This is a genomic window from Methylomonas sp. LL1 (genome assembly GCF_015711015.1).
Classification (GTDB): domain Bacteria; phylum Pseudomonadota; class Gammaproteobacteria; order Methylococcales; family Methylomonadaceae; genus Methylomonas.
This window is the reverse complement of record NZ_CP064653.1, coordinates 3,669,423-3,692,870: the sequence shown is the minus strand read 5'-3', so window position 1 is coordinate 3,692,870 and position 23,448 is coordinate 3,669,423. Positions and strand designations below refer to the sequence as shown.

Genomic DNA, 23,448 nt, shown 5'->3' with positions numbered 1-23,448 from the left:
GTGATAACAACAATGGCAGACCGCCCAGCCCCACCTATCTTTTTAGAGCCCGAACAATCAATAGCATTGTGGTCTATCAGAGAATTACAGTTCGAAGGAGTCGCGGAGAAAACGCGGCATTTGGTCGGATTCCTGCCATCGAAAGGGACTTTGCGTGTTACCACCCCCATCAAGCATTTTAGCGGCGCCGCTTTGCAAATTACTACATCAAGCGGCCGGCTTTATCATTTAATCGGTCATCCGTTTTTTGATGAGGATGTCGAATATATCCTCAAGATCTGGTTGCAAAACAACAATGTTGTCTGGGCATCAGATGTAACTCATGAATACTTCCGGCTCCATTAATTTTATTAAACATTGACTTACATATCCTCAATCACATGACATTTTTTGCTATAGCTTCAATATCCGAACAGCCTGAAGAAAACATAATTCACTGGTCTGTACGTGAAGTTAAAATAAGCTGTGAAACGGAAAAAACACATCATCTTGTGGGGTACATCCCTTGGCAATATTCAGGACGGGTCTCATCAAAAATTGAAACTTTTGATAGAGAGAATATGCTTGTGAAAACCGGTAGTGGTCGAATCTATCATTTAAAAGGCGAACCAGGAATGACTCGAGACGGCGATTATGTCTGGGATAGGTGGGCGATGATTAATGATGCGAAAAACGAGGTTGATGTGACTGACCAGTATTTTGATTTCCAAATATCACAGTAAAGGGCGTTTCACAGGTAGCAATGGGCCTGAATTACCAGTTCGTACGCTAAAGAGCACCATCAGCTAAAATCGCCGATCACAGGTATAATTGTCGTGTTTGATGGTGGCTGTTTTTACGAAAATCTATTTTTTGTGCTTTCGAATAAGGCGCTCTGGTACAAAATACAGCTTAGAACGTGCGCGAGTGCATGCCACGTATAATTTGTTCTTAGTGGTTGGCGGCAACTCTAAAAGCTTACCCTCTCTGAACAATTTTTCAGTTTTACCATTTAATACAACACAAACTGAATCATAGTCATCCACCCCCTTAGAAGCTCCCCAGTTGTTCGAATAACATGGATAACTCGAATGCGACTGATAGAAAAGCTTCACGATATGTTCCTGATAAAAGATTGCTCCAGCCAGTCCATCGTCATCCACGAATTCCAGTAGAGTCTCCTTTTTATGGTGGCTGCCAATAGCTACCCCAAGGTTATCAGTCACGAATTCGCAGGTAGTAATACTGCATCGATGACTACGCCCCAATGTGGTTTCATCAACCTCGAAGCCCAAGCTTTCAAATTTCTTCTTGTATTTGTCATAGTCATCATGCAACCCTATGTTCACATTCCCATCACGACTGGTATCGTAGGTGTGCTGAAAAAAATCCCCGACAAAAATTGAATCGGTGTTTCCAGCCGTAATTTTAGCCAACAAGTTGAAGTCATACCCAGCGAAGTCCTGCACTTCGTCTACATAAACGCAATCAAAATACTTCGCAATTCGACCCCGTACTTCATCAACCATACTGAAATTGATTAGAAAGCTTGCGATACGTGACGCGTAGATGCGTCCATGAGAATCAACATAGTGACGCAATTTGTCGCGCTTGATACGGCGAGTGAACTCAGGCGGAATATCGAAATTAATTCCTTTCAGCCTGTACCTATCTCCGCACAGTGGCCTTAAACAGAACGAGTACAAAAACGAAAAATACGTGTAGATCCGCGTGCCGTCAGGAATGCCATCGAATCGACTAACGATCCGATTTCTTAGATTTAAGTGGTTATTGTCAGTGTAGGTCAGGACCAGATTCGACTTTTCTGGATCGATTGAATTAACGATATGAGTTGTCTTTCCCGAACCCGCGACTGATAGAATTACGAACTGATCCACTCTATCGCTTCCTGGATATAGCCTGGAACAACCAACTGGTCTGCTTTTTCTTCCAATAGGCGCAGCGCCACCTGCGTTTTGTTATTGAGCATATAGTCTTGGGGCGCCAGCTGGATCTTCCCGCCAGAGAACATTTCGTCACACAAGGTGGGGTTATTTTGGTACATGGATATCTCGAATGTGCTCAGACCGTTTGCAATCTCTGAAAACACTCGAATACCATCGGTCACATACGCCACGTAGTTATCACGGCAGTTTTTCTCGTAATCACCATCATTGTCACGCAGCACGGCTGTACGCACTCCAAGGATTTTTGCCAGTTCCATGTAACGTTTAAAGCTCGTCCCCCCGACAGAGATGACGTGAATATCTGTGTTGTCGAGTTCCACTCCCGTTACCCGTTTGAACAACGCTTGCATCAGGATAAACTCAGCATCTCCTTCAACTAAGATCACCCGACCTGACAAGACGAACTCCAAAACGTTGTTGTCAGGGGCCTTCATAAAGAAATCAGCAGTCTCTTTGGCCAAGTTCTTCATGGTAACGGCATCTGTTCCTGAGCTGTTCAACAATATAGCGTTTCGAAGATCGAGCCGAGTGCTGATCAGACTGTTGTGCGTGGTCACAATCATCTGTTGATCTTCAGCATCAGCAATGGTTGAGACGAGGCGCTTCATGTTCGTATGGCTAAGGTGGTTTTCAGGTTCCTCTAGTAGCAATACATCAAGCGAGTTAGCCGATTTCTTTTTTCGCAAGGCGAACTCAGTCTTAATAAAACATTGGCGTCCCTTGCCTTTGTTATCAATCGATATGTCGCCCTCTGTAATCGTAAGATCAGCTTCCAAGTTCGACTTGTTATTGGTCGCAATAGAAAACTGACAGGCATCCAGCTTTGCGTTCATATCACCTAGGACAGCATCTCTGAACTGAACTTTATGCTTCCTGTATTCATTTTGATGCTTATTACGGTCGCCATCTTCTGAGTTAGCCCGATAGACGCTCTTCACGTACTCCCTAGTCGCGTACTCGTTATTGATCAGTGAGCTATCTAAAAGAAGATGTCGTAAATACTTTCGAGGACCGCCATACGACTCCCCAGCAAAGGTGCGGAATTTAGTCGAGTAGTATTCAAAAGGGAATGAAGCGTCAGGATCCTTTAGGATAGCTATGATGTCCGCTGAATATTCGTCCATCGGAGAGCAAATTAACGCCAGTCCATCACATAAGACGCTGTCGCTGTTATTTCGGCCATTGAGATCTGGGTTGTGTTGCTCGTTAAGGAACACCTCGACCCGCATACAGGGCAATTGCCCAAAATCCCGATCCCCAGCCAAGAATCCAGAGACAGCATCAATATTCATTAGACTCTCCAGCCCCAACGTTTCGACCCTACTACGGCTCCCACTTAGAGCCAAGTCAATAGCTTGTAAAATCGACGATTTTCCCGATTCGTTGTCTCCGATAAGTATATTCCGCTCAGGCTGAAGCTGTAGGGAGAAGTCTTGGAATCGCTTAAAATTCCACAGTTTAGTTTTGGTAATTATTGTGGCCAACGCATTTACTTCCTTGAAGCGATTAAAATATATCAGAGTTATGCAGATCTACATCTTTTCATAGGCGAACAATATATTTGATAACTTTCTGTCTGTCATGCCATATCAGTGATTTTAATGAAAGTTCCTAAGAGTCGATATCATCAATTCACATGTTGCTATGTACTATCGACTAATTGGGTGAAAGCATCAAAGAAATTCCTACCAGATAGGAATTTCAGCACAAAATTTCAAACACAGTTATTCAGTTTGACTCTCATACCGGTAACCAAATACCCGCGATATTCTTCTTATTTAAAAATTTGTCAGCCTAATTTTTCATGAAATGACACGCGATCTGGCGCAAACAGATAAAGGATTTCAGTACCGGAACCTTTTGATATTGCATGACATGCTTTACAAGATGGTTGCTAACCATGGTGTAAATTCAGGTCTGGTACTTGTTTAATAACCATCGCTAGCGCATACCGGATTAGGTTAAAAAAAATGGCTTTTGTTTTTCAATGCAATGACGGTAGTTTACAGCAAACAAATCAATTGTATGGTGTTGTATATACCTACATAACGGTCTAATAAGTTTAGCTTGCAATACAAACAAATCTGGTATACAAAATTAAGCGTTTTTAGAATTGATGTGGTAATTAAGTGCTTTTCTACGGTCCGCAGTTATCCTTACTTTGTCGAATGAGCATAATTGGACTCAGAAAAAAACAATGTATGCAGACTTTTTGATGGCAAACATCTAAAAATATGTATAAGCTATTGATATTGAATATATTTATATAAGTAACCTACAGCTCAATGCCGTATAGGCAGTTTATAAAAGAATTGGTATAGGACCTGGTGCTGGAACATTGTTCAATGCCGTATAGGCAGTTTTAAAAAGACAGTGAATGTCTTTGCCTGAATTGCGCACTGATAAAGGTAGCGCAATGATAGATATCAATATGCTGGCAAGGTAGGTGATCGAACATGACCCTTTGCATTAGCGGGGGCAAAAAAATCAAATTGGTTTCCATAAACAGGAGACTAATTCTTAGGTCATCAAAACAAACTTAAGTAGTTACTGACGATTCTAGGCTGCTGATCTAGCCGCCCGACACTTCGGAAATTAGCTACACCCTCAAAACTGACCACCCTGGTTAGCCCCATTCGGCGTGGTTCTCAACACCATGGGCTTGCCGCATTTCGGGCAAGGATTATCATCTTGCTGTGGCTAATACGATGCCGTTTCGGTTCAGCTATCGTTTTCATATGATCAACATGCGTTTTGATCGACGGGCTTCAGTCGGCCGGATTTGATTTTCTTGTAAATATTCAGCACTTCCAGATCAGGCAAAACCGATTGTTGATTGCTTCTGATAAACCGGAAATTCAAATGCATATTTTCAAGAGCTGATAACAATCAAGACTGGATACAACGTCAAAAAAGTGTAGGCGCAAAAAAAGCCCTCGGCTCATGCAAGCCGAAGGCTTTTGAACAGATTAGTATGAAATTTTCAAAGTTTTAGCTTCACACTGGTTGTCATTCCTTATAACAGTATAACTAGGAACATTTGCCACTCGAATCTTAGTCAAATCGCGAACAGCTGCCATTTTCAGCATTGCTCCCTTCTTAAAAGACGCTGGCCAGACAATCATATTGACTGATGGCAACTCAGGACAGGAGAACAACCTATTCAATAATTCTGGGTTATCATCGATTATTGATGCTAATGACCCATCTTTACCTGGAGCGACATAATTGATCAATTCAGCCTCTAATGAGGCATCAATCCTCTCGACATTAATAAACACCGCATTCGCAGCCGAAGCGGTCGTAACGGTTGATGTTGTATTTTCTCCAGCTTGAACCTTCAAAATAACAGTCTTGACCACCTGACCCGCCTGCTGTGCTTTTAGGCGGGCATCACACAATCCAATGAGAGGGTCCCTCGCACCGTAAAACGCCGTAAATAAGCCTTTTGGTGCAGGCCTTCCATCTGGCAATGGCAATGCATTGATTCCTTCTATTGTTGTTTCGTTTCCTGGGGTGGTTTTATAACTTGTTAATGAAATTTCATTCATGGAGTCTCCTTGAGAGTTGTTGAGCTTTTAATATACTAACATCTATCATCAGTTGTCAAGGGGTGCAATGTTCTTTTTTCGACCCACCTCTGAGGCGACAATCTTTTCGCAGCTAATGCGAGTGACCAAATCTCGAGATCACACCAAATCTAGTTAGGAATTGTATGACTGGTTGCCACTCTATAAGATCTAGTTTAAGTAACTGACGGGGGGGGGGCATTTCAGTGCTCTTCTGCAATCTAAGTACCTATTAAATATTAGATTTTGCTAATAAATCTTCTTCGCAACTCTTGGTTTCAATGCCCGCGTGTGAAAACATGTAAGCCAATTCACATGTGACTTAACTTAAAATAGGCATTTTTTCACTTATAAAAAAAAGAATGATAAACGACCTAGATAGGCAATTAATTTGGAGTGCGCATAAAGGATACAAGGATCTGTCTGACTTGATAGACAAAGGCGCAAACATTAATGTCGTGTGTTGTGAAGAAATGAGGCCTGTCCAAAAGGGATTCACGCCATTGATGGCCGCTATTCATGGAAACCAAATGGAGTCGTTTGAATTGCTGATTGAAAAAGGTGCCAATGTAAACTTAGTCCCTGATGTCTATAATAAAAAAAGTACACCATTAATACTTGCTGCTGACTTGGCTCGACTGGAATATGTCAACAAATTAATTTCAGCGAAGGCTACAGTAGATCTTCCAAACAAAAATGGAAGATCGGCTCTTTCATTGATTTGCTCATCCTGCAAAAAAAAGCACATTCCAATATTAGAAGCATTATTAGTTAATAATGCGAATATTAATCTTCAGGACAAGAGGGGATACACTCCATTTTTTTACGCTGCTAAAATTAAATCACCAGATGAAGATTTTATAAAAATATTGCTCAATCAATGCATTGATTACACAATAAAAGATAAGAGCGGGAAAGATGCATATATTCATTCCAAAAAAAACATGAAATCATTAATCCATCATAAATTAGAAAGTTTAATTCTTCGCAATGATCTCGATGATGTTCCTGAGGCAATCACCGAGATGCGCTTGTGATAAGCGCTTAGCAGTAAATCAACAGGTAAGCTAATCAAGACATCAACCTTCTCCACCACATACTGCCAACCACGTTATGGGATTTGAACAACTTGCTTCTTTGAAAGATGAACTGGCGAAACAAGCAGCCGCAAAAAAAGAAGCTCAAAAACAAAAACGAGAATCTGAAAATATTAAAAAACCACAAGTTGATCCGGTATTACGGACAATTGGATTGCTGCAAAAGCATTTTCCTTTAGCTTTTCCGAAAAAGCCGCTTCCTAAAGTTCCGCTGAAAATCGGCATTCATAAAGATCTTCTTGAACATGCAAAAGCTCTTGGACTTACTCCAAATGACATTCGTGCTGCAATGAAAAAATGGGTAAAAGGCAAACGATATTCCGAGTGCATGATCGAGGGTGCCGCGAGAATTGATTTGCAAGGTAAGGAAGCCGGTTTTGTCAGTAAAGACGAAGCTGTGCAAGGTAATAAAACCACTGAGGACCAACTTGCGCATGTTTGATTCTAAGGTGGCCGCCAACAGCCAAGGAGCTATTCGCCAATTTTGTAATAACAGCAGATTAGTTTCGAAAAGAGGTCATTCAGAAAACGCTACCAACTCGTGCTCTTCAACATCAACTAGAGCAAGAATAGCGCCGCTATAACCTTCGTGTGTAAGTTCTACGCAACTCTCCGAATCAGCAAATATAACTATGGCACATTTTCTTTTATTTTTCGAGCTTGGATATATCACTCCGTCTATATTTCTCCCATCTGCCGTTTTAAAAATGTGACGAATATATTCCGTGACGATTTGAGTTGGCACATAGTCAACATGGGCACGATCCGTACGTTCAATCGGCTTAGTGAAATCAGAAATAAAGTCGGAGAGAAAGCTCATTTCATCTCTAAGATGTCTCTCATGTTCATCAAATAAACTGGGTATAGAGGATTTTTTGGACAAATCTATTACTATAAGGTCTCGTGTGAGCTTAAATGTTCCACAAATTGCTTTCTTTCTTCTCTGATCGGGTTCATAAGTTTCTTTAATAGCCGTCTCAACATCGAAAGCACCATAAAACATTGATATACCAGCTGGACTCATTCTATTTGCCATGCGCGCAAATTCATTTGGTGGTGATCCTAGTTCCTTTGCAGATGATAGTTCTACTTCGGGATTGACGATCCTAACCCTTTTAATTAGAGTCGAGTTACTAAGTTTTTTCACCATGCCAATTTTATTGAAAATTGATCCAAGGGCATCCAATATATCAACTGGATTCATCTCGTCATGCTGATTTTCATCATAACTAGAATTTTCAGCTTTGAAAAAAACATATCTTGCAGTATTACATACAAAATCTGAAAATTTATGCCAACCATCCATCAGTGTCTCATTTTGCTTCAAAGAAAAAGGATTCTTTTGACACCATTCTTGATTGTATATTGAACTGCATATATCTTCGTATATTTGTCCATCCTTATTTCCAATATCAATTTCGTCGAGTAGTTCCCAAGTATTATATACATCTGCAAACTGCCACCCCCCTTCACGTGATTCATAGGGGAGACATTCATTTGCCGGATGTCCCCATTCATAGCTAATGCTCTCTAATATGTGCTCGATTAATGCGTCCAACTCACAAGCAACAACTTCTGCACCGCTTTCTCGGCAATACGAACAAGTATTGTGAGTTTGATGGTCTTCAATAAATCGCTCTATTCCATACTCATCAAAACAGTTTTTGCATACAGTTATGTCTTCCTTAGAGCTATATCCCTTACTCTGTTGCTCTTCCATAAATCTTTTTGCTATTCCCATATCATTTTGTCCTTTAACATCTGTCAGTTTTCAGAGACTTAAGCGCCTAGCAATAAATCAGCAGATATCCTCGTTTATGTTGGAATTGAAGCCAAATCTGATTCATAGCCAACAGGAACGACTATCACTCCATCGGCAATATCACTTCGAAATCTAATCTGTTCTTGCAAAACAAATAAAGCTGTTTCATTGGATGCCCTTTTTGTTTTAGCACCCAAGGTACCAACTGAATCGAAACATCACTTCTATGTCAAAAAAGCGGTTAGACACAATCCCCCTTTAGTGGCAAACAATTAAACTTGACTTTTCTTTAACAATTCGGCAAAACAACCTTACTGCTTATCAGCAACATTTGATAAACTACAACTTTATTAACTTATCCGTTATTCAATCAAAGATGGACATTCAAAACCTGTCACCCGACGAACTCCAAAAATTAATTAAAGACGCCCAAGCGGAATTAGAAGCTAAACAAGCAGGTATGCGCAAACAAGTCATCACGCAAATTAAAGAACTGGCTGCTTCGATTGGCGTTACTGTTGAAATCACTGATGAAAAGAGATCCAGAAAGGCATCTTCTTCTGTATCTGCTAAATACGCAAACCCTGCTAACTCTTCTGAAACCTGGACTGGTCGTGGCCTGGCTCCGAAATGGATGAAAGCATTAACGGATCAAGGTCGAAATAAAGACGAGTTTTTGATCAACTAAGTCATTGCGCGGATTCTGGCAACGCCAATATTCCGCGCAACTCATTCATAGGTGGTCAGACAATTCTGCGCGGTTGTCCTCTCTTCGGTAAAACTAATGCCCCCGTACTTTGCTGCGCTTACAAGTACATCGGTTTTGATTGTCCGTTAATTCTTGTATCCTGTAGGCACTTAGTTATATTTGGAAAGCCGCCAATAAGGACATATGCCCCGTTTTACAATTGAACCCGACAAGCTTTCCTATCAAACTGGTCGTTGGGCACGACTTTTCGCTTCAAATAACGATTATCACTCGTTCAGCGTAGAAGACGGCAAAATCGAGTTTTTTGGGGCCAACCACATCCATCATATCGAAATCCTAAGCATCGCAGGTGGCGTAATCGTTGAGTCCGGTTGGTTTTGGGATCAGCTCTCCATAACATTGGAAGATGCTCAGTCTTTTCACTTCGGCGGAGTACGTAAAACCGTTTCCAAGCAACTGCAAACGCGACTGAACACCCAGATTCGAGACACTATACAACGCTTTTATCAGCAGTTCGAACCTGCCATAAAACAAGCAGCACAAGAAGCCAATCTACTATTTTTCGGCAACCGTTATATTCGTCGAGCAACCGCACATCAATGGCTAACGGCTCATCAGTGGTTAACAGTCGGCCTCAAACGAAAAGATAGTTACCGTCATTTGACGTCAGAATCTCTGCCAAATTATCACTTGATATTGCCTTTGCTTGAACGCGGACATTCTCAAATCGATTACTTAAATCAGACATTCGTCAATCAACAAGTTGGTGAATGGAAGTCATTCTTCGACAAGGTAGAGACGAACCCGCTGACCGATAATCAGCGCAGAGCTTGCGTTATCGATGAACAGCATAACTTAGTATTAGCAGGCGCTGGGACAGGCAAAACCAGTACGATGATCGGTCGCGCCGGCTATTTGATCAATGCAGGGTTAGCTCAACCAAATCAGATATTGATGTTGGCCTACGCACGAAAAGCTGCCGAGGAAATGGATGAGCGAATAAAGGAAAAACTCGGCATCGATAACTTAACAGTCAAAACCTTTCATAGTCTTGGCAAACACATCATTACTCAGGTCGAGGGAATCGTCCCATCAATCGACAAAATGGCAGAGGATCCTGAATTAAGAACTCGGTTTGTCGATGAGCAGATTCAACGACTTCTGCAAGATGAGCGGTATAAATCCCGTCTGGTCACCTATTTTTTACGATTTTCTTATCCGTATAAAAGTCAGTACGACTTTAAAAGCTTAGGCGAATATAACGCCTACATTCTGGAAAATGACATCCGTACACTCCAAGGCGAGCTGGTCAAAAGCTACGAGGAATGCGAAATCGCCAATTTTCTCTATCGGCAAGGCATCGCTTACCAGTATGAGGCTAATTATCAGGTGAACACATCGGGACCTGATTACAAGGTTTATCAACCGGATTTTTATTTGCCTGAGTACGGAATTTACATCGAGCACTTCGCCGTCAACGAACAAAATCAAACACCGCCATTCATAGAGCAGCAACGCTATCTTGAAGGGATGGCATGGAAGCGCTCTTTACACGAAAAATACAAAACGCCTCTAATCGAAACTTACAGTTACCTCAAACACCAAGGCCGCCTGACTGACGTTTTGAGTGAAAAACTGCTAGCTGCGGATGTTAAATTCAATCCAATTCCCGCAAACGAATTACTGACCAACTTGAAAGGACTGGGGCGCGTCTCTGAGTTCGCCAAATTGATGGCAGATGTTTTGTCGCTATTTAAATCTGCTCACATGGGAATAAAAAACATGGTCGAATTGGCCAAGGTTCATGAGGACCATGAACGCATGTTGGCTGCGGCTTATCTTTTCGAACCGATTTATGAGGCTTACCAGCTTCATTTACGTGATGAGGCAAGTATCGATTTCGAAGACATGATTGGTCGAGCGATCGAGTATGTAGAATCAGGACGATACCGTTCAACTTACCGATATTTATTGGTCGACGAGTTTCAGGATATCTCGGCGAGTCGTGCACGCTTGCTTAAAGCTCTAATGGCACAGAATCGCGAAACCAGTTTGTTTTGCGTTGGCGATGATTGGCAGTCGATTTATCGATTCTCCGGCAGTGACGTGTCACTGACGAAAGAATTCTCGAATCATTTTGGCGCCACTGCAATGAGCATCCTCGATAAAACGTTTCGGTTTAACAACAAAATCGGAGAAGTTGCATCGCGCTTCGTTAGTCAAAACCCGAGTCAACTCAAAAAAAATATCAATAGTCATCGCCAGGTCGAGCATAACGCTATTTCGCTGATTAAAACCAATCAGGAGATACTTGGTATTCATGCAGCGCTAACAAACATCAGTGCCAAATTAACCGAACCAGCAAGCGTTTTACTGCTTGCCCGATTTCATTTCAAAAGGCCTCAGATGGCGGCCCTGAAACGCCAATACCCGCAATTGAAAATCGAGTTTTTGAGCGTTCATGCATCAAAGGGCAAGGAAGCTGATTACGTTGTGGTATTCGGGCTTGAAAAAGGTAAACACGGCTTCCCATCAGAAAAAGCCACTCATCCGCTGTTGGAAATGTTATTACCGAAAAACGAACCATATGAACATGCTGAAGAGCGGCGATTGTTCTATGTGGCATTAACCCGAGCAAGACACCATGTTTATCTGATTACGAACGGCAACAATCCGTCGCCGTTTGTAAGGGAGCTCATCGACAAACGCTACCCCATTTTGCTAGATGAGTTCAAAGGCGAAGGCTTTCAAGATCATGTGGCCAACATCCCATGCCCGAAATGTAAAACTGGATACATGATTCCAAGGGATAGTCGACACGGAAGCTTTTTTGGATGCAACCAATATCCACTCTGCACTCATACCCAACACGCCTGCCAGTGGTGTGGCGGTGGCTTACAAAATAAAGGCCAATTTAGGGTATGCGAAAATCATCGTTGTGATTATGTTGAACCCATTTGCCCCGAATGTGGCGGTACGCTGAGTTTACGCAAAGGTCCTTACGGGGAATTCTGGGGATGTTCAAATTATCGCAAAGGCGCAGAATTTTCTTGTTCTCATAAAGAGAAATTTATTGATTTACAGGCCGCAAAACGGAAAGGATCTCAGTAACCCAAGATTGAATTTCTCATGGCTTAACAGCTAAACTTGCCCGACATTCCCTTAACCTGAACGTTATGACCGAAGAAAAAAGAGTTTCCACCACTCAGTTAGCCAAATTGCGTGGTATTCCCCAAGATCAACTGTTTACCCAATTAAGCAGTCAGGGATTGATAGAGAAGAAGGACGACAAATGGACGTTGACCGATGCTGGTGTTAAAGCTGGCGGCGTTTATCAAACTGGTAAATACGGACAATATGTTGCTTGGCCAGAAAGTTTCGACGTTCACGTTCAGCCCGCCAAAGCAGATGCTCCTAAAATGCTAACAGCAACAGCTCTTGGTCAGCATTTTGAGGTCTCCGCCACAAAAATAAACTACATCCTTTCTGAGTTAGGCTGGATTCAAAAAGGGCTTAAAGGCTGGCTTGTCACCGATCAAGGCAAAAAAATGGGTGCCGAACAGGGTGAAGACAGTCGCTCAGGTATTCCTTACGCCCGCTGGCCAGAAAAGATCCTCAAAATCCGCGCACTGAAGGATAGCGTCGACAATATGAAAGGCGTCGACAAACCTAAAACCGATAGCGACAAAATGGATAGCTTCCGACACAAATTTGAAGCTACCCACCGAGCTACCGATGGTCATTTTGTCCGATCGAAGGCCGAAATGCTGATCGACAACTGGCTCTACATGGCTGAGATCGTTCATGCCTATGAACGTAAACTGCCCATCGAAGAAGAAATGTACTGCGATTTCTATATCCCAACAGGCAAGGTATACATCGAATACTGGGGCTATGATAACGATGAAAAATATCTAGCTCGAAAACAAGAAAAACAGGCTATCTACCAAAAATACAACTTCAACCTTATCGAACTCACAGATCAAGATGTGCTGAATCTGGATGATATTTTGCCGAGGTTATTGTTGAAGTTTGGTGTGCAAGCGTATTGAACTACGATTAACAGTTAATACAGTCCTATACATTTAGGGCTGATCTTTATGTACTAGTGAATTAATCCAAAGCTTGTAGGCAGTAAAAACCGAGCGGATTGATACCGAGTTCACTTAAGAGAAAGGGATTCCAATCTGCTTGGTTCTCACTATGCCAATTTATGTATCAAGGTATATCTTTAAGGACTAGATCGGAAGTAAATATAAGTAAATAGCAAAATATTAATCATAAAAATATTTTACTGAAAATAATAAAAAAACGGAAATAGAATGAAAATAATTTGTCTTAATCCAGAAGGCATAAATAGATACGAAAAAGATGCTAATCAAAAAATGGAACGGGAGTTCAGTTCAAAGTGGAGAGGGTATTCTGCTCTAGAAATGGTGGACATAAGGGAAGGAACAAAGGAAATAGACTTCATATTAGTTACCGAAGATAGATTGATATTGCTAGAACTAAAAAACTGGAATGGAGTAATTCGGTATGAGAATGGGGCATGGATTCATAATAATGAACGAAGATCATCACCCGTAAAAATTAACCAAAATAAAAATAGGTTGTTGGTTAGCGCCCTTAAAAGAAAATTGGATCCGCCGCCATTTGTAGAGAATAGAGTAATCTTATGTGGAAATGCGCGATTAGAAAACTTTAAAGATGAAGAATCAGACTACGTAATAAAGTTAGACGATTTTTTGAAGATAAAAGATGAAAAAACTTATAAAAGGTTTTTTCCTAAAAACACGGCAACAAAAATAAACGATCTAGGTTGGTTTGATAATTTTTTTAACGCAAAAGATGCTGTGTTTAAACCAAGGCAATTTAGCTTTAATAATTATCGTATTGAAGGAGAATCAACCTTTAAGCATCCTCAAGATTTTTATAGAGAATATAGGGCAATTAAAAAGGATGATAAAAACTATCAAGCGCTATTGAGAAGATGGGACTTAATTCAGGTTGGGAATGATGCAGTCACTCAAGAAGAACGTGCAGATATAGTGCTAAGGGAAAACAAAGTTCTTGGATACATTAAATCAATTAAGCCGGAATATAAGGATTATTTTCTTCAGCCATTAACAAGCGCAACAAAAGATGAAGTTACTGCCGATTTCTGTGAACTATATGAATTACCACAGAAGCAACTTAGGTTAAACGAATTTATTCATAAATATAATGAAAAATTAAACTGCCAAGACCGGCTTGATATAATTAAAATAATGATTTCGCATTTTGCGGATTTACACGATATTGATGTTGCACATAGGGATATAAGCGAACATAGTTTGTGGTTTGAAAGATCATCAAAAATAACAATCTCAGGATTTATCACTGCATATTTTAGAGAAGTTAAAACAATTGCAGGGCTACGTAATTTTATAAAAGCTGGATTAACAAAGATACCAGAAGATACATTAGGTGATTCCGCATCTGATCCTTTCAAAAGAGATGTGTTTTTGCTAGCTATAGCAGCTTATCTAATCGCGTATGGAAAATACCCAGCACAGGATGAAGAACTATATGTATGGAAAGGTGTTTCAGATGACACATTTAATAAAAAACTAGATGCCTGGTTCGAAAAAGGGATGGAATGGGACGCTAAAGAGCGTTTCAAAAACGCAAGAGAAATGCTCGACTGTCTTAACAAGGCTATTGTCAATGAATATGAAGACATAGATTTAATATACTTTGAAGATCTTAGGGTTGAAAAGGCGCATTACAAACTATATCCGGTACACGAAGAAATAAAAGAATCCTCAAAGTGCGACATTTATACTTCTATTAAGGATAACAAAGAAGTAGTTGTTAAAGTTTGGCATGGAATAAAACCAATAATTAATAGTTCTGCAACCAACTATTATCTATACTTGTTCTTTGAAAAAATAAAAACATTAAAGCAGCTTGGAGAAAAATTCTTCCCGAAAATATTAGATTTTGGCATATCGAACACGGGCACTTATTTTGTACAGGAATTGATAACAGGAGAACATTTGGATGATTATATACAAAATAATCATCTTTCTATTGAAAGCAAAACAGAACTAGCGTTAGAGATAGTTGAAGCTGTGACATATCTTCATACATTAGATCTATTTCATGGGGATTTGCACCCTAAGAATATAATAGTGAACTCATCTGAAGGGATATCTGCATTCATAATTGATACGATAGAGTATTATGAAGGTGATTTAAAACCCCATAACACAGCATATGCACCGACAAGTTACGAAACATGTCAACCTATCGAAATAGACAACTATGCCGTCTGTGCTTTAGTTTGCGATATATTTGGAATAGATAGAAGCATACAGCCTTTAACCGAAGATAATGAATTAGCTAAAAAACTAAAGCATTTTTTAGTTTCGTCACCATATCTTACGATTGACGAAATTACTAAATCTTTAAATGATGTTTTGGTCCCGCCTAAAAAACTGCATTCATATAAGATATCTATTGCTAAATTGAATGCGCCGGAAGAATTATTATCAGACAATGATACATATTATGTTTCTGCCGAGCCTTCTAAAAAATTCACCAATGATCTCATTATATGGGTTACTGGTGTCCGAAAAAAAATAACATTAATTGTCGACAAAAATGATTTTTCACTAAAACGCATCAAACTTGATGAAATAACACATCAAGATTTGCAAAAGACGATACGAAATTCAAATATAACAATTCCAGATTCTGAAATAAAGATAAGTAACGGTGCTGCTGATGATGCAGAGGATCTATTAACTTGCTTAAAGGTATTGGTAAAAATTGAAGATCTTATTGAAGACGAAGTAATTGACGAGGATTCAATAACACCCTCTTCGATTTACTCTTATTCGGAAAACTCTCAGATCGTCAGAACTTCAAAAATTTGGGAAACAGTTTTATCGATGGAAGAAGAAATGCAACCTGAGGTTGAAGTTACAGGGACACATGAAATAATTGGCAATCAATTATTTATCCCGTACACATCTGAAACACTGGATTTTGATAGCAATGATCGCGTGGAAATTTATGTAAATGATAACGAAAACAAACGTAGAATCGGTTATATGAATATTAGGAAATCAGATAATGACATTCTGGTGATCGATGATTATAAAAATTTAGGTCAAGTTAAGCTTGGGGTGAAGCTTAAGTTGTTAAATCAACAGACAAAATCTTCCTATCAGAGAAGGAAATTAGCTTTAGAAAGATTACTAAATCATAAATCAGTAGTAAGAAATTTAATAGATTATTTTGATGCCAGTATTAGCAAAGAAATTGCATTATCCTCGACTGCTATAACTGACGATGAGCTAGATGATTATAATGTGTATGATAATGGTAAACTAATATATGCGCTAAATGCTCAACAACGAATAGCATTTAACAAAATATTTACTTCATCGCCATTAAGTTTGCTACAAGGCCCACCAGGAACAGGAAAAACTGCTTTCATTGCTTCATTTGTTCATTATTTGGTTATAAATGGACATGCTAGGCACATATTATTAGTTAGCCAGTCTCATGAAGCTGTGAACAATGCGATTGAAGGTATAAATGGGCTTTGTGAAAAAACAAAACTTAACTTAGATATAGTACGATTCGGATCAGAAGGCATGCTGTCCGACTCAATAAGGCACTTACATATATCATCTATTCAATACAAATACAGGGAAACATTTAGGGCATCAGTTAAATCCAGAGCAACATCATTAAGCACTAATCTTCAATTACCAAAAGATTTTGTCGAAAATTATTTCGACCTAGAATTTCATTTGGGTTTTTTGCTGAAAGAATTTAATAAAATCGATAAGGAACAGGAAGGCGACCACAAAGGACACCAAATTCAATCAAGATTTTTCAGCATTGCACAAAAGATGTTTAACTATTCTGGCGATCACATAGCGCCGGACGAGCTTTTCCTGTTTTTAAAGAATAGCCTTATCAATAAATACAACATTAACTCATCATTAGCGTTAAAAAAACTTGATCAGGTGTTACAAATTTCATTCGAATGGATTGATGTTCTTGCTATTCAGCGAGGTAATTTTGATGAATTTCTTGCTAAGACAAGGACGCTAGTTTGTGGAACATGTGTCGGGATTGGTCAATGGCACATGGGTATTGCAAACAACCAATACGATTGGGTAATAGTTGATGAAGCTGCCCGCGCAACGGCAAGTGAATTGGCTATAGCTATGCAAACCGGTAAGCGCATATTACTTGTCGGCGATCATTTGCAATTACCGCCACAATACAATCCACAGGACTTGCTAAAGCACGTTTCCCATCGCTTATCTGTTGATGAACAGTTAATAAGAAAAAGCGATTTTGAAAGAGCGTTTCAGTCCGAATATGGAAATACTATAGGAGTCACGCTAACGACACAATATCGTATGGCATCAGCGATAGGGGCTATGGTTTCTTCTTGCTTTTACAAAAATGAACTTAAGACAGGGCGAGGTGAGCCAAGTGCGTACTATCAATATTTGCCTGTCCCATTTGACAAAGCACAGGTCATTTGGATGGATACCAGCTCAGAAGGGGCGAAGTCTCATGAAACAACAGTAAAAAATTCTGGCTGTTATAATACATATGAAGTAGATGTTATTCTGACGATTTTAAAAGATATATCTAATAACGAGGATTTTTTATTAAATATTAATAACGATTTACATGACTCAGAAAAGCTGGTGGGCATAATCTGCATGTATGCCGAACAAAAACGATCTATTATTAAGAAAATAATTGAATCAGACACCATTGGAAGTGAATTTAAAAAATTAATTAAAGTAGATACAGTTGATAGCTATCAGGGTAAAGAAAATCAGATAATTATACTTTCACTTACACGCAATAATCCTCAATATAAACAAGGTTTCTTGAACGATTATCAACGCATAAATGTGGCCTTATCTAGAGCTAAAAATAGGTTAATAATTGTAGGCGCTTCCAAAATTTGGGAGCATGAAAAAAATAGGACTTCTGCACTTGGCTCTGCTCTGAACTTCATCAACGAACACAAAAGCTCTAATGAGTATTTAGTTTATGACACAAAACAATACATCGATTCAAGAAGTTAAATTTTTAATTAATCAAATAACTTACTCATTACCGTGCCAATCTTTTGAAATTGATTATTCATTTACAAAACAAGAGCGTTTACCGGTAGTTACAGAGTTCGTCATCCGACTTATTTATGTGTGCAATGCTATTTCTATAGCTCAAATACAAGAGTATTTTGGATTTAGCTTAAAAGAAACAGAGGTTTTGATACAAAGTCTAATCTCTGAGCGGCTTGTATTATTTAATGATGACCATGAGTTAGAATTAACTGAATACGCAAAATCAAAGTTTTCTGAAAGCTCAGATGATTATCCGCGTTTTTTTAAGATAGAAAACAAAATTGATAATGTTTCTTTTAATCTAGTCAGTTTTACTCCTATTGATCCCACAAAACCACGATCAAATGCGCTTTCTATCACCCTTAAAGAAAAAGATGAGCATATCTCAAAGAGCAAATTTTTTGCAGAAAAATCTTTTGAAAGCCATTTTTATAAAATTGCTAAGGGCAAGCAAAATGATTTACCTGAACTATACAAAATTACTAGCGTAAAAACCAAGTCTCGTTATAACGCAGCTTTGCCTCTTGATTTTTATTTAAAAATTGATGAAGACTGCGTTGATATTTATAATTCTCAAGACACAGAAGAATTAATTAAGAGTGATGATGAAATCTATAAATCTATTATAGAAACCCTTTCTATCAGGAATGATTCATTTCACAATTTTAATGATCAAAATAAATATTTTATGGAGTACATAAAATTATTTAAAGACAGGGTTTTAAATAATAAGCTCGGCAGTAGAAACACACTCGATGTTCTGTCCTACCTTCAAGATGTACACATTAACAATATCTCTAATTACGGCGCTAACACCCAACCGATCATTGGTAATATTTATTGCAAAGATCGTGAAACAGAATCTAATTATCATACGTTAATATCAAAGCTATCAAAGTTTAAAAAACACAGCATGTCGATATGTTGGCTTGCCCCCGAATACAGCTTATACGGGCGAACTTCGGTTTTTGGCGACTTTATTAAGTCGGTAAAAAACACTAATAAAGGAAGTGAAATAAAATTACTCGTTCCAATAGAAGACCAGCAACAATCTACTGTTTTTACAAACAGTTTTGACACATACGGTTACACCCAGCCGTTGTTAAATGGACAATTAGAAATATTTTTGTATGCCCCATACTTTGTAGGCGTGGTTTTTCACTATTTTTATCCTTCGAATTTTTCGTCTATTCCAATACCTATTGGATTTTTATCAGAGGATCATGCCCTTGTAGAATCCGCCCGAAAACTTATTTTTGAACATCTACACTCTAATAAAAGATACCAGGGGAAGCTGGGTAAAAATAAAAATCATGCAAATATTTTTAAAAATGATTTCAGTTTTCTTGATTTTTCATCTGTACAAGAGTAGCGATTATCACGTGCGGCGAATATCTGTCAAAGTATAAATATAATAACTTTTTCCGATGTATCCTTTTATTCTGCGATCTCTTTCTGGCATATTGCCATGGCGTTGTTACATGCTTAATATTTAATTTCGATAGCTCGATTCTTTTCACTATCGAAACTACGAACACTACGAAGAAATAAATGGACCATACCACCCACAACAAAATTGTCAGCTTCATCTGGTCAATTGCCGATGACTGCCTTCGAGATGTCTTCGTCCGAGGCAAATACCGTGACGTAATCCTACCGATGTTCGTACTGCGTCGCTTGGATTGCTTGTTAGAGCCTACCAAGGAAGCCGTTCTTGAAGAAGTGCGTTTTCAACTTGAAGATGCCGGCATGACCGATCTGGATTCTATTGGTTTACGCGATGCATCCGGCTATGTGTTTTACAACACTTCCCGCTTTACCCTGAAGACATTACTCGGCAACCATTCCCAACTGGAAGCGAACCTAAAGAATTACCTCGACGGTTTTTCTGATAACGTTAAAGAGATCATCGACAAATTCGATTTGCGAAACCAAATCCGAAAAATGGCTCAATCGGATGTACTGCATGATGTAATCGAAAAATTCGTTTCCGAAGAACTCAACCTCAGCCCTGACGAACGCAAAGGCCCTGATGGTCGTACTCAGCCAGGTTTATCGAACTTGGGGATGGGCTATGTCTTCGAAGAGCTCATCCGTAAATTCAACGAAGAAAACAACGAAGAAGCCGGCGAACACTTTACCCCGCGTGAAGTGATCAAACTAATGACCAATCTGGTGTTCATTCCGGTCAAGGATCACCTGCCTAATCCACTGACTATCTATGATCCTGCCTGTGGTAGTGGTGGCATGCTCACTGAGTCTCAAGATTTCATTACCGATCCTGAAGGAGAAATCAAAGCCAAAGTTGGCGTGTTTCTGTATGGCAAAGAGGTCAATCCCGAAACCTACGCAATTTGTAAATCGGACATGATGATTAAGGGTAACGACCCAGAAAACATCCTGTTCGGATCGACACTCCAAACCAATGACTTTGCGAACAAGCGTTTTGATTTCATGCTCACGAATCCCCCATACGGCAAGTCGTGGAAAACCGAGCAAAAGTACATTGTTGAAGGTAAAGAAGTACAAGATCACCGTTTTCAGGTCAACCTGAGCGATTACACTGGAGAAAACTACGACTTCTATCCTGCAATTCCTCGATCGTCAGATGGCCAATTGTTGTTCCTGATGGAAATGGTCGACAAGATGAAACGTAAGACCGACAGCCCATTGGGTTCTCGCATTGCATCGGTACACAACGGCTCGTCTTTATTTACTGGTGACGCCGGCAGTGGCGAAAGTAATATTCGCCGTCACATCATTGAAAGTGACTATCTGGAAGCCATTATTCAGTTGCCCAACAACCTGTTCTATAACACCGGCATCACCACTTACGTTTGGATATTGTCCAATCACAAAGCTGAGCAGCGTCGTGGCAGAGTGCAATTGATCGATGCATCCAGCCTATATCAAAAACTACGTAAAAGCCTGGGGGCAAAAAACTGCGAATTGAGTGACTTGCACATCAAACAGATAACCCAGCTTTACCTGAGCATGTCCAATGATGGCATTTCCAAAGTGTTCGACAATCGCGATTTCGGTTACTACAAAGTTACTATAGAAAGGCCATTGCGGCTAGCGGCCCAATTCAGTCCAGAACGTATCACCACTTTGCGCTTTATGCCTGGGTTGCAGGACATCATGGAATGGGTGTATGGCAAATACGGCGACGAGGTTTACACCAACCTGAAAGCACATATCACTACCATTGAGGCACACCTAGATCGTGAAGAAATTAGTTTGTCGCCGAAAAACCGGAAGGAGTTACTGTCGGAAATCTCTTGGAAGGCGCAATTGGCCATCATGCAAACGGCCCAACAACTGGCTGATCAAATTGGCGGCGACGAATACCTGGATTTCAACAAATTTGAAGCTTTGGTGGATGACTCCATCAAGTATCTAAAGCTGAAACTGTCTGCGCCAGAGCGCAAGCAAATCCTGAATGCTATCAGTTGGCGTGATGAGCGCGCCGCCAAGGTCATCAAAAAGCTCCATAAGCTGAGTAGTGCAAAACAGCAAGAGCTAACGGAACAATTTAAAACCACGACTGACAAACTGGCCAACCATGGTTACTGGCCTACCGATAAAACTGGTGAATACCTGGAATACGAGGCCGACAGCGAACTGCGCGACACCGAGAACGTGCCACTGACAACCAGCACCGAGCCTTCGGCATCCAATGTAATTCACGACTATTTCATCCGCGAAGTCTATCCGTACATCGACGATGCCTGGATCGCTCTCGACAAAACCGTAATCGGTTACGAGATCAGTTTCAATAAATATTTCTACCAGCATAAGCCGTTGCGTGGCCTACAAGAAGTGACCAAAGAGATTCTGTCCTTGGAAGCGGAAACCGATGGATTGGTGAAACAATTGGTCAGCTTTGTAGGGACTCAGTGATGCGGCGGCATGAAAGTTACAAGTCCAGCGGCGAAAAATGGCTTGGCGATGTACCGAGTCATTGGGAGATTCTCCCTTTCAAAGCCTTATTCACTATGAGCAATGAGAAAAACGACAAAGACATAATCGGCGAAATGCTCTCAGTTTCTGGCTATCGAGGTATTGAAGTAAAGCAATACGAGTTTGAAGAACAAAAACGAACGGATAAAGAGCTTAAGGACTATAGAGTTGTTCGTCCAGGGCAATTAGTAGTGAATACGATGTGGCTTAACTATGCTGGGCTTGGAGTTAGTAGTCATGAAGGATATGTTAGTCCTGCCTATCGTTCATATTGGCTCGACTCTCGCTTACGACCTCAATACGCACATTACTTATTAAGGTCTCATCCTTACATCCAGGGGTACACTGGTCAGATGCAAGGCATCAGGCCCAACTCGTTACAAATCAAGAATAGTGATTTCAACAAGATTCCGGTGCTAATACCACCTCATTCCGAACAAGATCGCATCGTCAACTTCCTCGACCAGAAAACCGCTGAAATCGATGCCGCGATTGCCAAAAAGCAACGGCTGATTGAATTACTGCAAGAGCAGAAAAGCATCCTGATCAATCAAGCCGTTACTCTCGGTCTGAACCCGAATGTGGCTATGCGCGATAGCGGGATAGAATGGATTGGAGAAGTGCCTGCACATTGGGAAATTGCCGCAAACCGACGCTTTATAAAAAAGATAGTTCAAGGCTCTAGTCCCGCAATTGATAATCTTAACGATGAAAGTGGGTTCGCTGTTGCCAAGATCAGTGTCGTAAAAGCTGGTCAGTATATTGATGGCGAAGTTAAACCCATACCTCGAAAACTGTACCGTATGGAATACCAAATTAGGGCTGGCGACTTCTTACTGACTCGCGGAAACACCCCAGAATTGGTAGCGGATGTTTGTTATGTAGAAAACAGCCCTTCTTCTCCAGTTATGCTTTCGGATTTAATTTACCGATTAACTTTTAATGCTGAAAAAGTTGATGGTCGATACATGAGGTATTTTTTCCAATGTCCAATCATTCGTAACCAAGTGCGTATTAATGCTCGTGGTTCCAGTTCAACAATGGTTAAGGTAAGCCAAGAGCATATTAAGTCGTGGATTGTTATTTGTCCCCCAATATATGAACAAGTAGCGATTGCAAACTACCTGTCAGAACTAGAATCTAAAATTAACGAGGTAATCCGAATGACGACTAATCAAATAGATAAACTTGTCGAATTCAGAGTCGGTGTGGTTTCCATGGCAGTTACAGGTTTTTACAGGATTTAG

Annotated in this window: 15 protein-coding genes and 1 pseudogene; 11 read left to right on the top strand and 5 right to left on the bottom strand. The window is 40.1% G+C overall.

Going from position 1 to position 23,448, the window contains the following annotated elements; all coding sequences use genetic code 11:
* The first annotated feature begins 12 nt into the window (after window positions 1–12).
* Entirely contained in the window at window positions 13–345 is a 333-nt protein-coding gene (locus tag IVG45_RS17190) for a hypothetical protein (protein ID WP_196435019.1), read from the top strand.
* A gap of 35 nt (window positions 346–380) precedes the next feature.
* A complete protein-coding gene (locus IVG45_RS17185) occupies window positions 381–722 on the top strand; it encodes a hypothetical protein (RefSeq protein ID WP_196435018.1) in 342 nt (113 codons plus the stop codon).
* Window positions 723–845: 123 nt separating this feature from the next.
* Here IVG45_RS17185 and IVG45_RS17180 read toward each other — a convergent pair whose 3' ends face one another.
* From IVG45_RS17180 to IVG45_RS17170, 4 genes and pseudogenes are all read right to left on the bottom strand, one after another.
* Window positions 846–1,877, bottom strand: coding sequence for a hypothetical protein (locus IVG45_RS17180; RefSeq protein ID WP_196435017.1), 1,032 nt, complete (start codon window positions 1,875–1,877; stop codon window positions 846–848).
* A complete protein-coding gene (locus tag IVG45_RS17175) occupies window positions 1,862–3,238 on the bottom strand; it encodes an ATP-dependent nuclease (protein ID WP_230874627.1) in 1,377 nt (458 codons plus the stop codon). Before IVG45_RS17175 ends, IVG45_RS17180 begins: the two co-directional genes overlap by 16 nt.
* A gap of 81 nt (window positions 3,239–3,319) precedes the next feature.
* Window positions 3,320–3,430: pseudogene (locus IVG45_RS23025) on the bottom strand (hypothetical protein); the annotation flags it as partial.
* A gap of 1,485 nt (window positions 3,431–4,915) precedes the next feature.
* On the bottom strand, window positions 4,916–5,497 hold the full coding sequence (locus tag IVG45_RS17170) for a hypothetical protein (protein WP_196435015.1): 582 nt from the start codon (window positions 5,495–5,497) through the stop codon (window positions 4,916–4,918).
* 380 nt (window positions 5,498–5,877) lie between these two features.
* Between IVG45_RS17170 and IVG45_RS17165 the strand changes: the two genes are divergently transcribed.
* Complete coding sequence (locus IVG45_RS17165) at window positions 5,878–6,552, top strand: ankyrin repeat domain-containing protein (RefSeq protein ID WP_196435014.1); 675 nt, start codon at window positions 5,878–5,880, stop codon at window positions 6,550–6,552.
* A 76-nt stretch (window positions 6,553–6,628) separates the two neighbouring features.
* The gene (locus IVG45_RS17160) at window positions 6,629–7,054 is read left to right on the top strand and encodes a ProQ/FinO family protein (RefSeq protein ID WP_196435013.1); all 426 of its coding nucleotides are present in this window, start codon (window positions 6,629–6,631) and stop codon (window positions 7,052–7,054) included.
* Between the two features lie 75 nt (window positions 7,055–7,129).
* Here IVG45_RS17160 and IVG45_RS17155 read toward each other — a convergent pair whose 3' ends face one another.
* Entirely contained in the window at window positions 7,130–8,353 is a 1,224-nt protein-coding gene (locus IVG45_RS17155; protein WP_196435012.1) for a HEPN-associated N-terminal domain-containing protein, read from the bottom strand.
* A 397-nt stretch (window positions 8,354–8,750) separates the two neighbouring features.
* Between IVG45_RS17155 and IVG45_RS17150 the strand changes: the two genes are divergently transcribed.
* From IVG45_RS17150 to IVG45_RS17120, 7 genes are all read left to right on the top strand, one after another.
* Window positions 8,751–9,062 carry an H-NS histone family protein gene (locus tag IVG45_RS17150; protein WP_196435011.1) on the top strand — a complete coding sequence of 104 codons (312 nt, stop codon included), beginning with the start codon at window positions 8,751–8,753 and terminating at the stop codon, window positions 9,060–9,062.
* A gap of 204 nt (window positions 9,063–9,266) precedes the next feature.
* Window positions 9,267–12,194, top strand: coding sequence for a UvrD-helicase domain-containing protein (locus IVG45_RS17145; protein WP_196435010.1), 2,928 nt, complete (start codon window positions 9,267–9,269; stop codon window positions 12,192–12,194).
* A 65-nt stretch (window positions 12,195–12,259) separates the two neighbouring features.
* Complete coding sequence (locus IVG45_RS17140; RefSeq protein WP_196435009.1) at window positions 12,260–13,135, top strand: glycerol kinase; 876 nt, start codon at window positions 12,260–12,262, stop codon at window positions 13,133–13,135.
* A 270-nt stretch (window positions 13,136–13,405) separates the two neighbouring features.
* Window positions 13,406–18,196 (top strand): AAA domain-containing protein, encoded by a 4,791-nt coding sequence (locus IVG45_RS17135; protein WP_196435008.1) that lies wholly within the window; start codon window positions 13,406–13,408, stop codon window positions 18,194–18,196.
* The gene (locus tag IVG45_RS17130; protein ID WP_196435007.1) at window positions 18,162–19,610 is read left to right on the top strand and encodes a hypothetical protein; all 1,449 of its coding nucleotides are present in this window, start codon (window positions 18,162–18,164) and stop codon (window positions 19,608–19,610) included. The genes IVG45_RS17135 and IVG45_RS17130 overlap by 35 nt, the downstream gene beginning before the upstream one ends.
* A gap of 179 nt (window positions 19,611–19,789) precedes the next feature.
* Window positions 19,790–22,141 carry a type I restriction-modification system subunit M gene (locus tag IVG45_RS17125; RefSeq protein WP_196435006.1) on the top strand — a complete coding sequence of 784 codons (2,352 nt, stop codon included), beginning with the start codon at window positions 19,790–19,792 and terminating at the stop codon, window positions 22,139–22,141.
* A complete protein-coding gene (locus tag IVG45_RS17120) occupies window positions 22,141–23,448 on the top strand; it encodes a restriction endonuclease subunit S (protein WP_196435005.1) in 1,308 nt (435 codons plus the stop codon). Before IVG45_RS17125 ends, IVG45_RS17120 begins: the two co-directional genes overlap by 1 nt.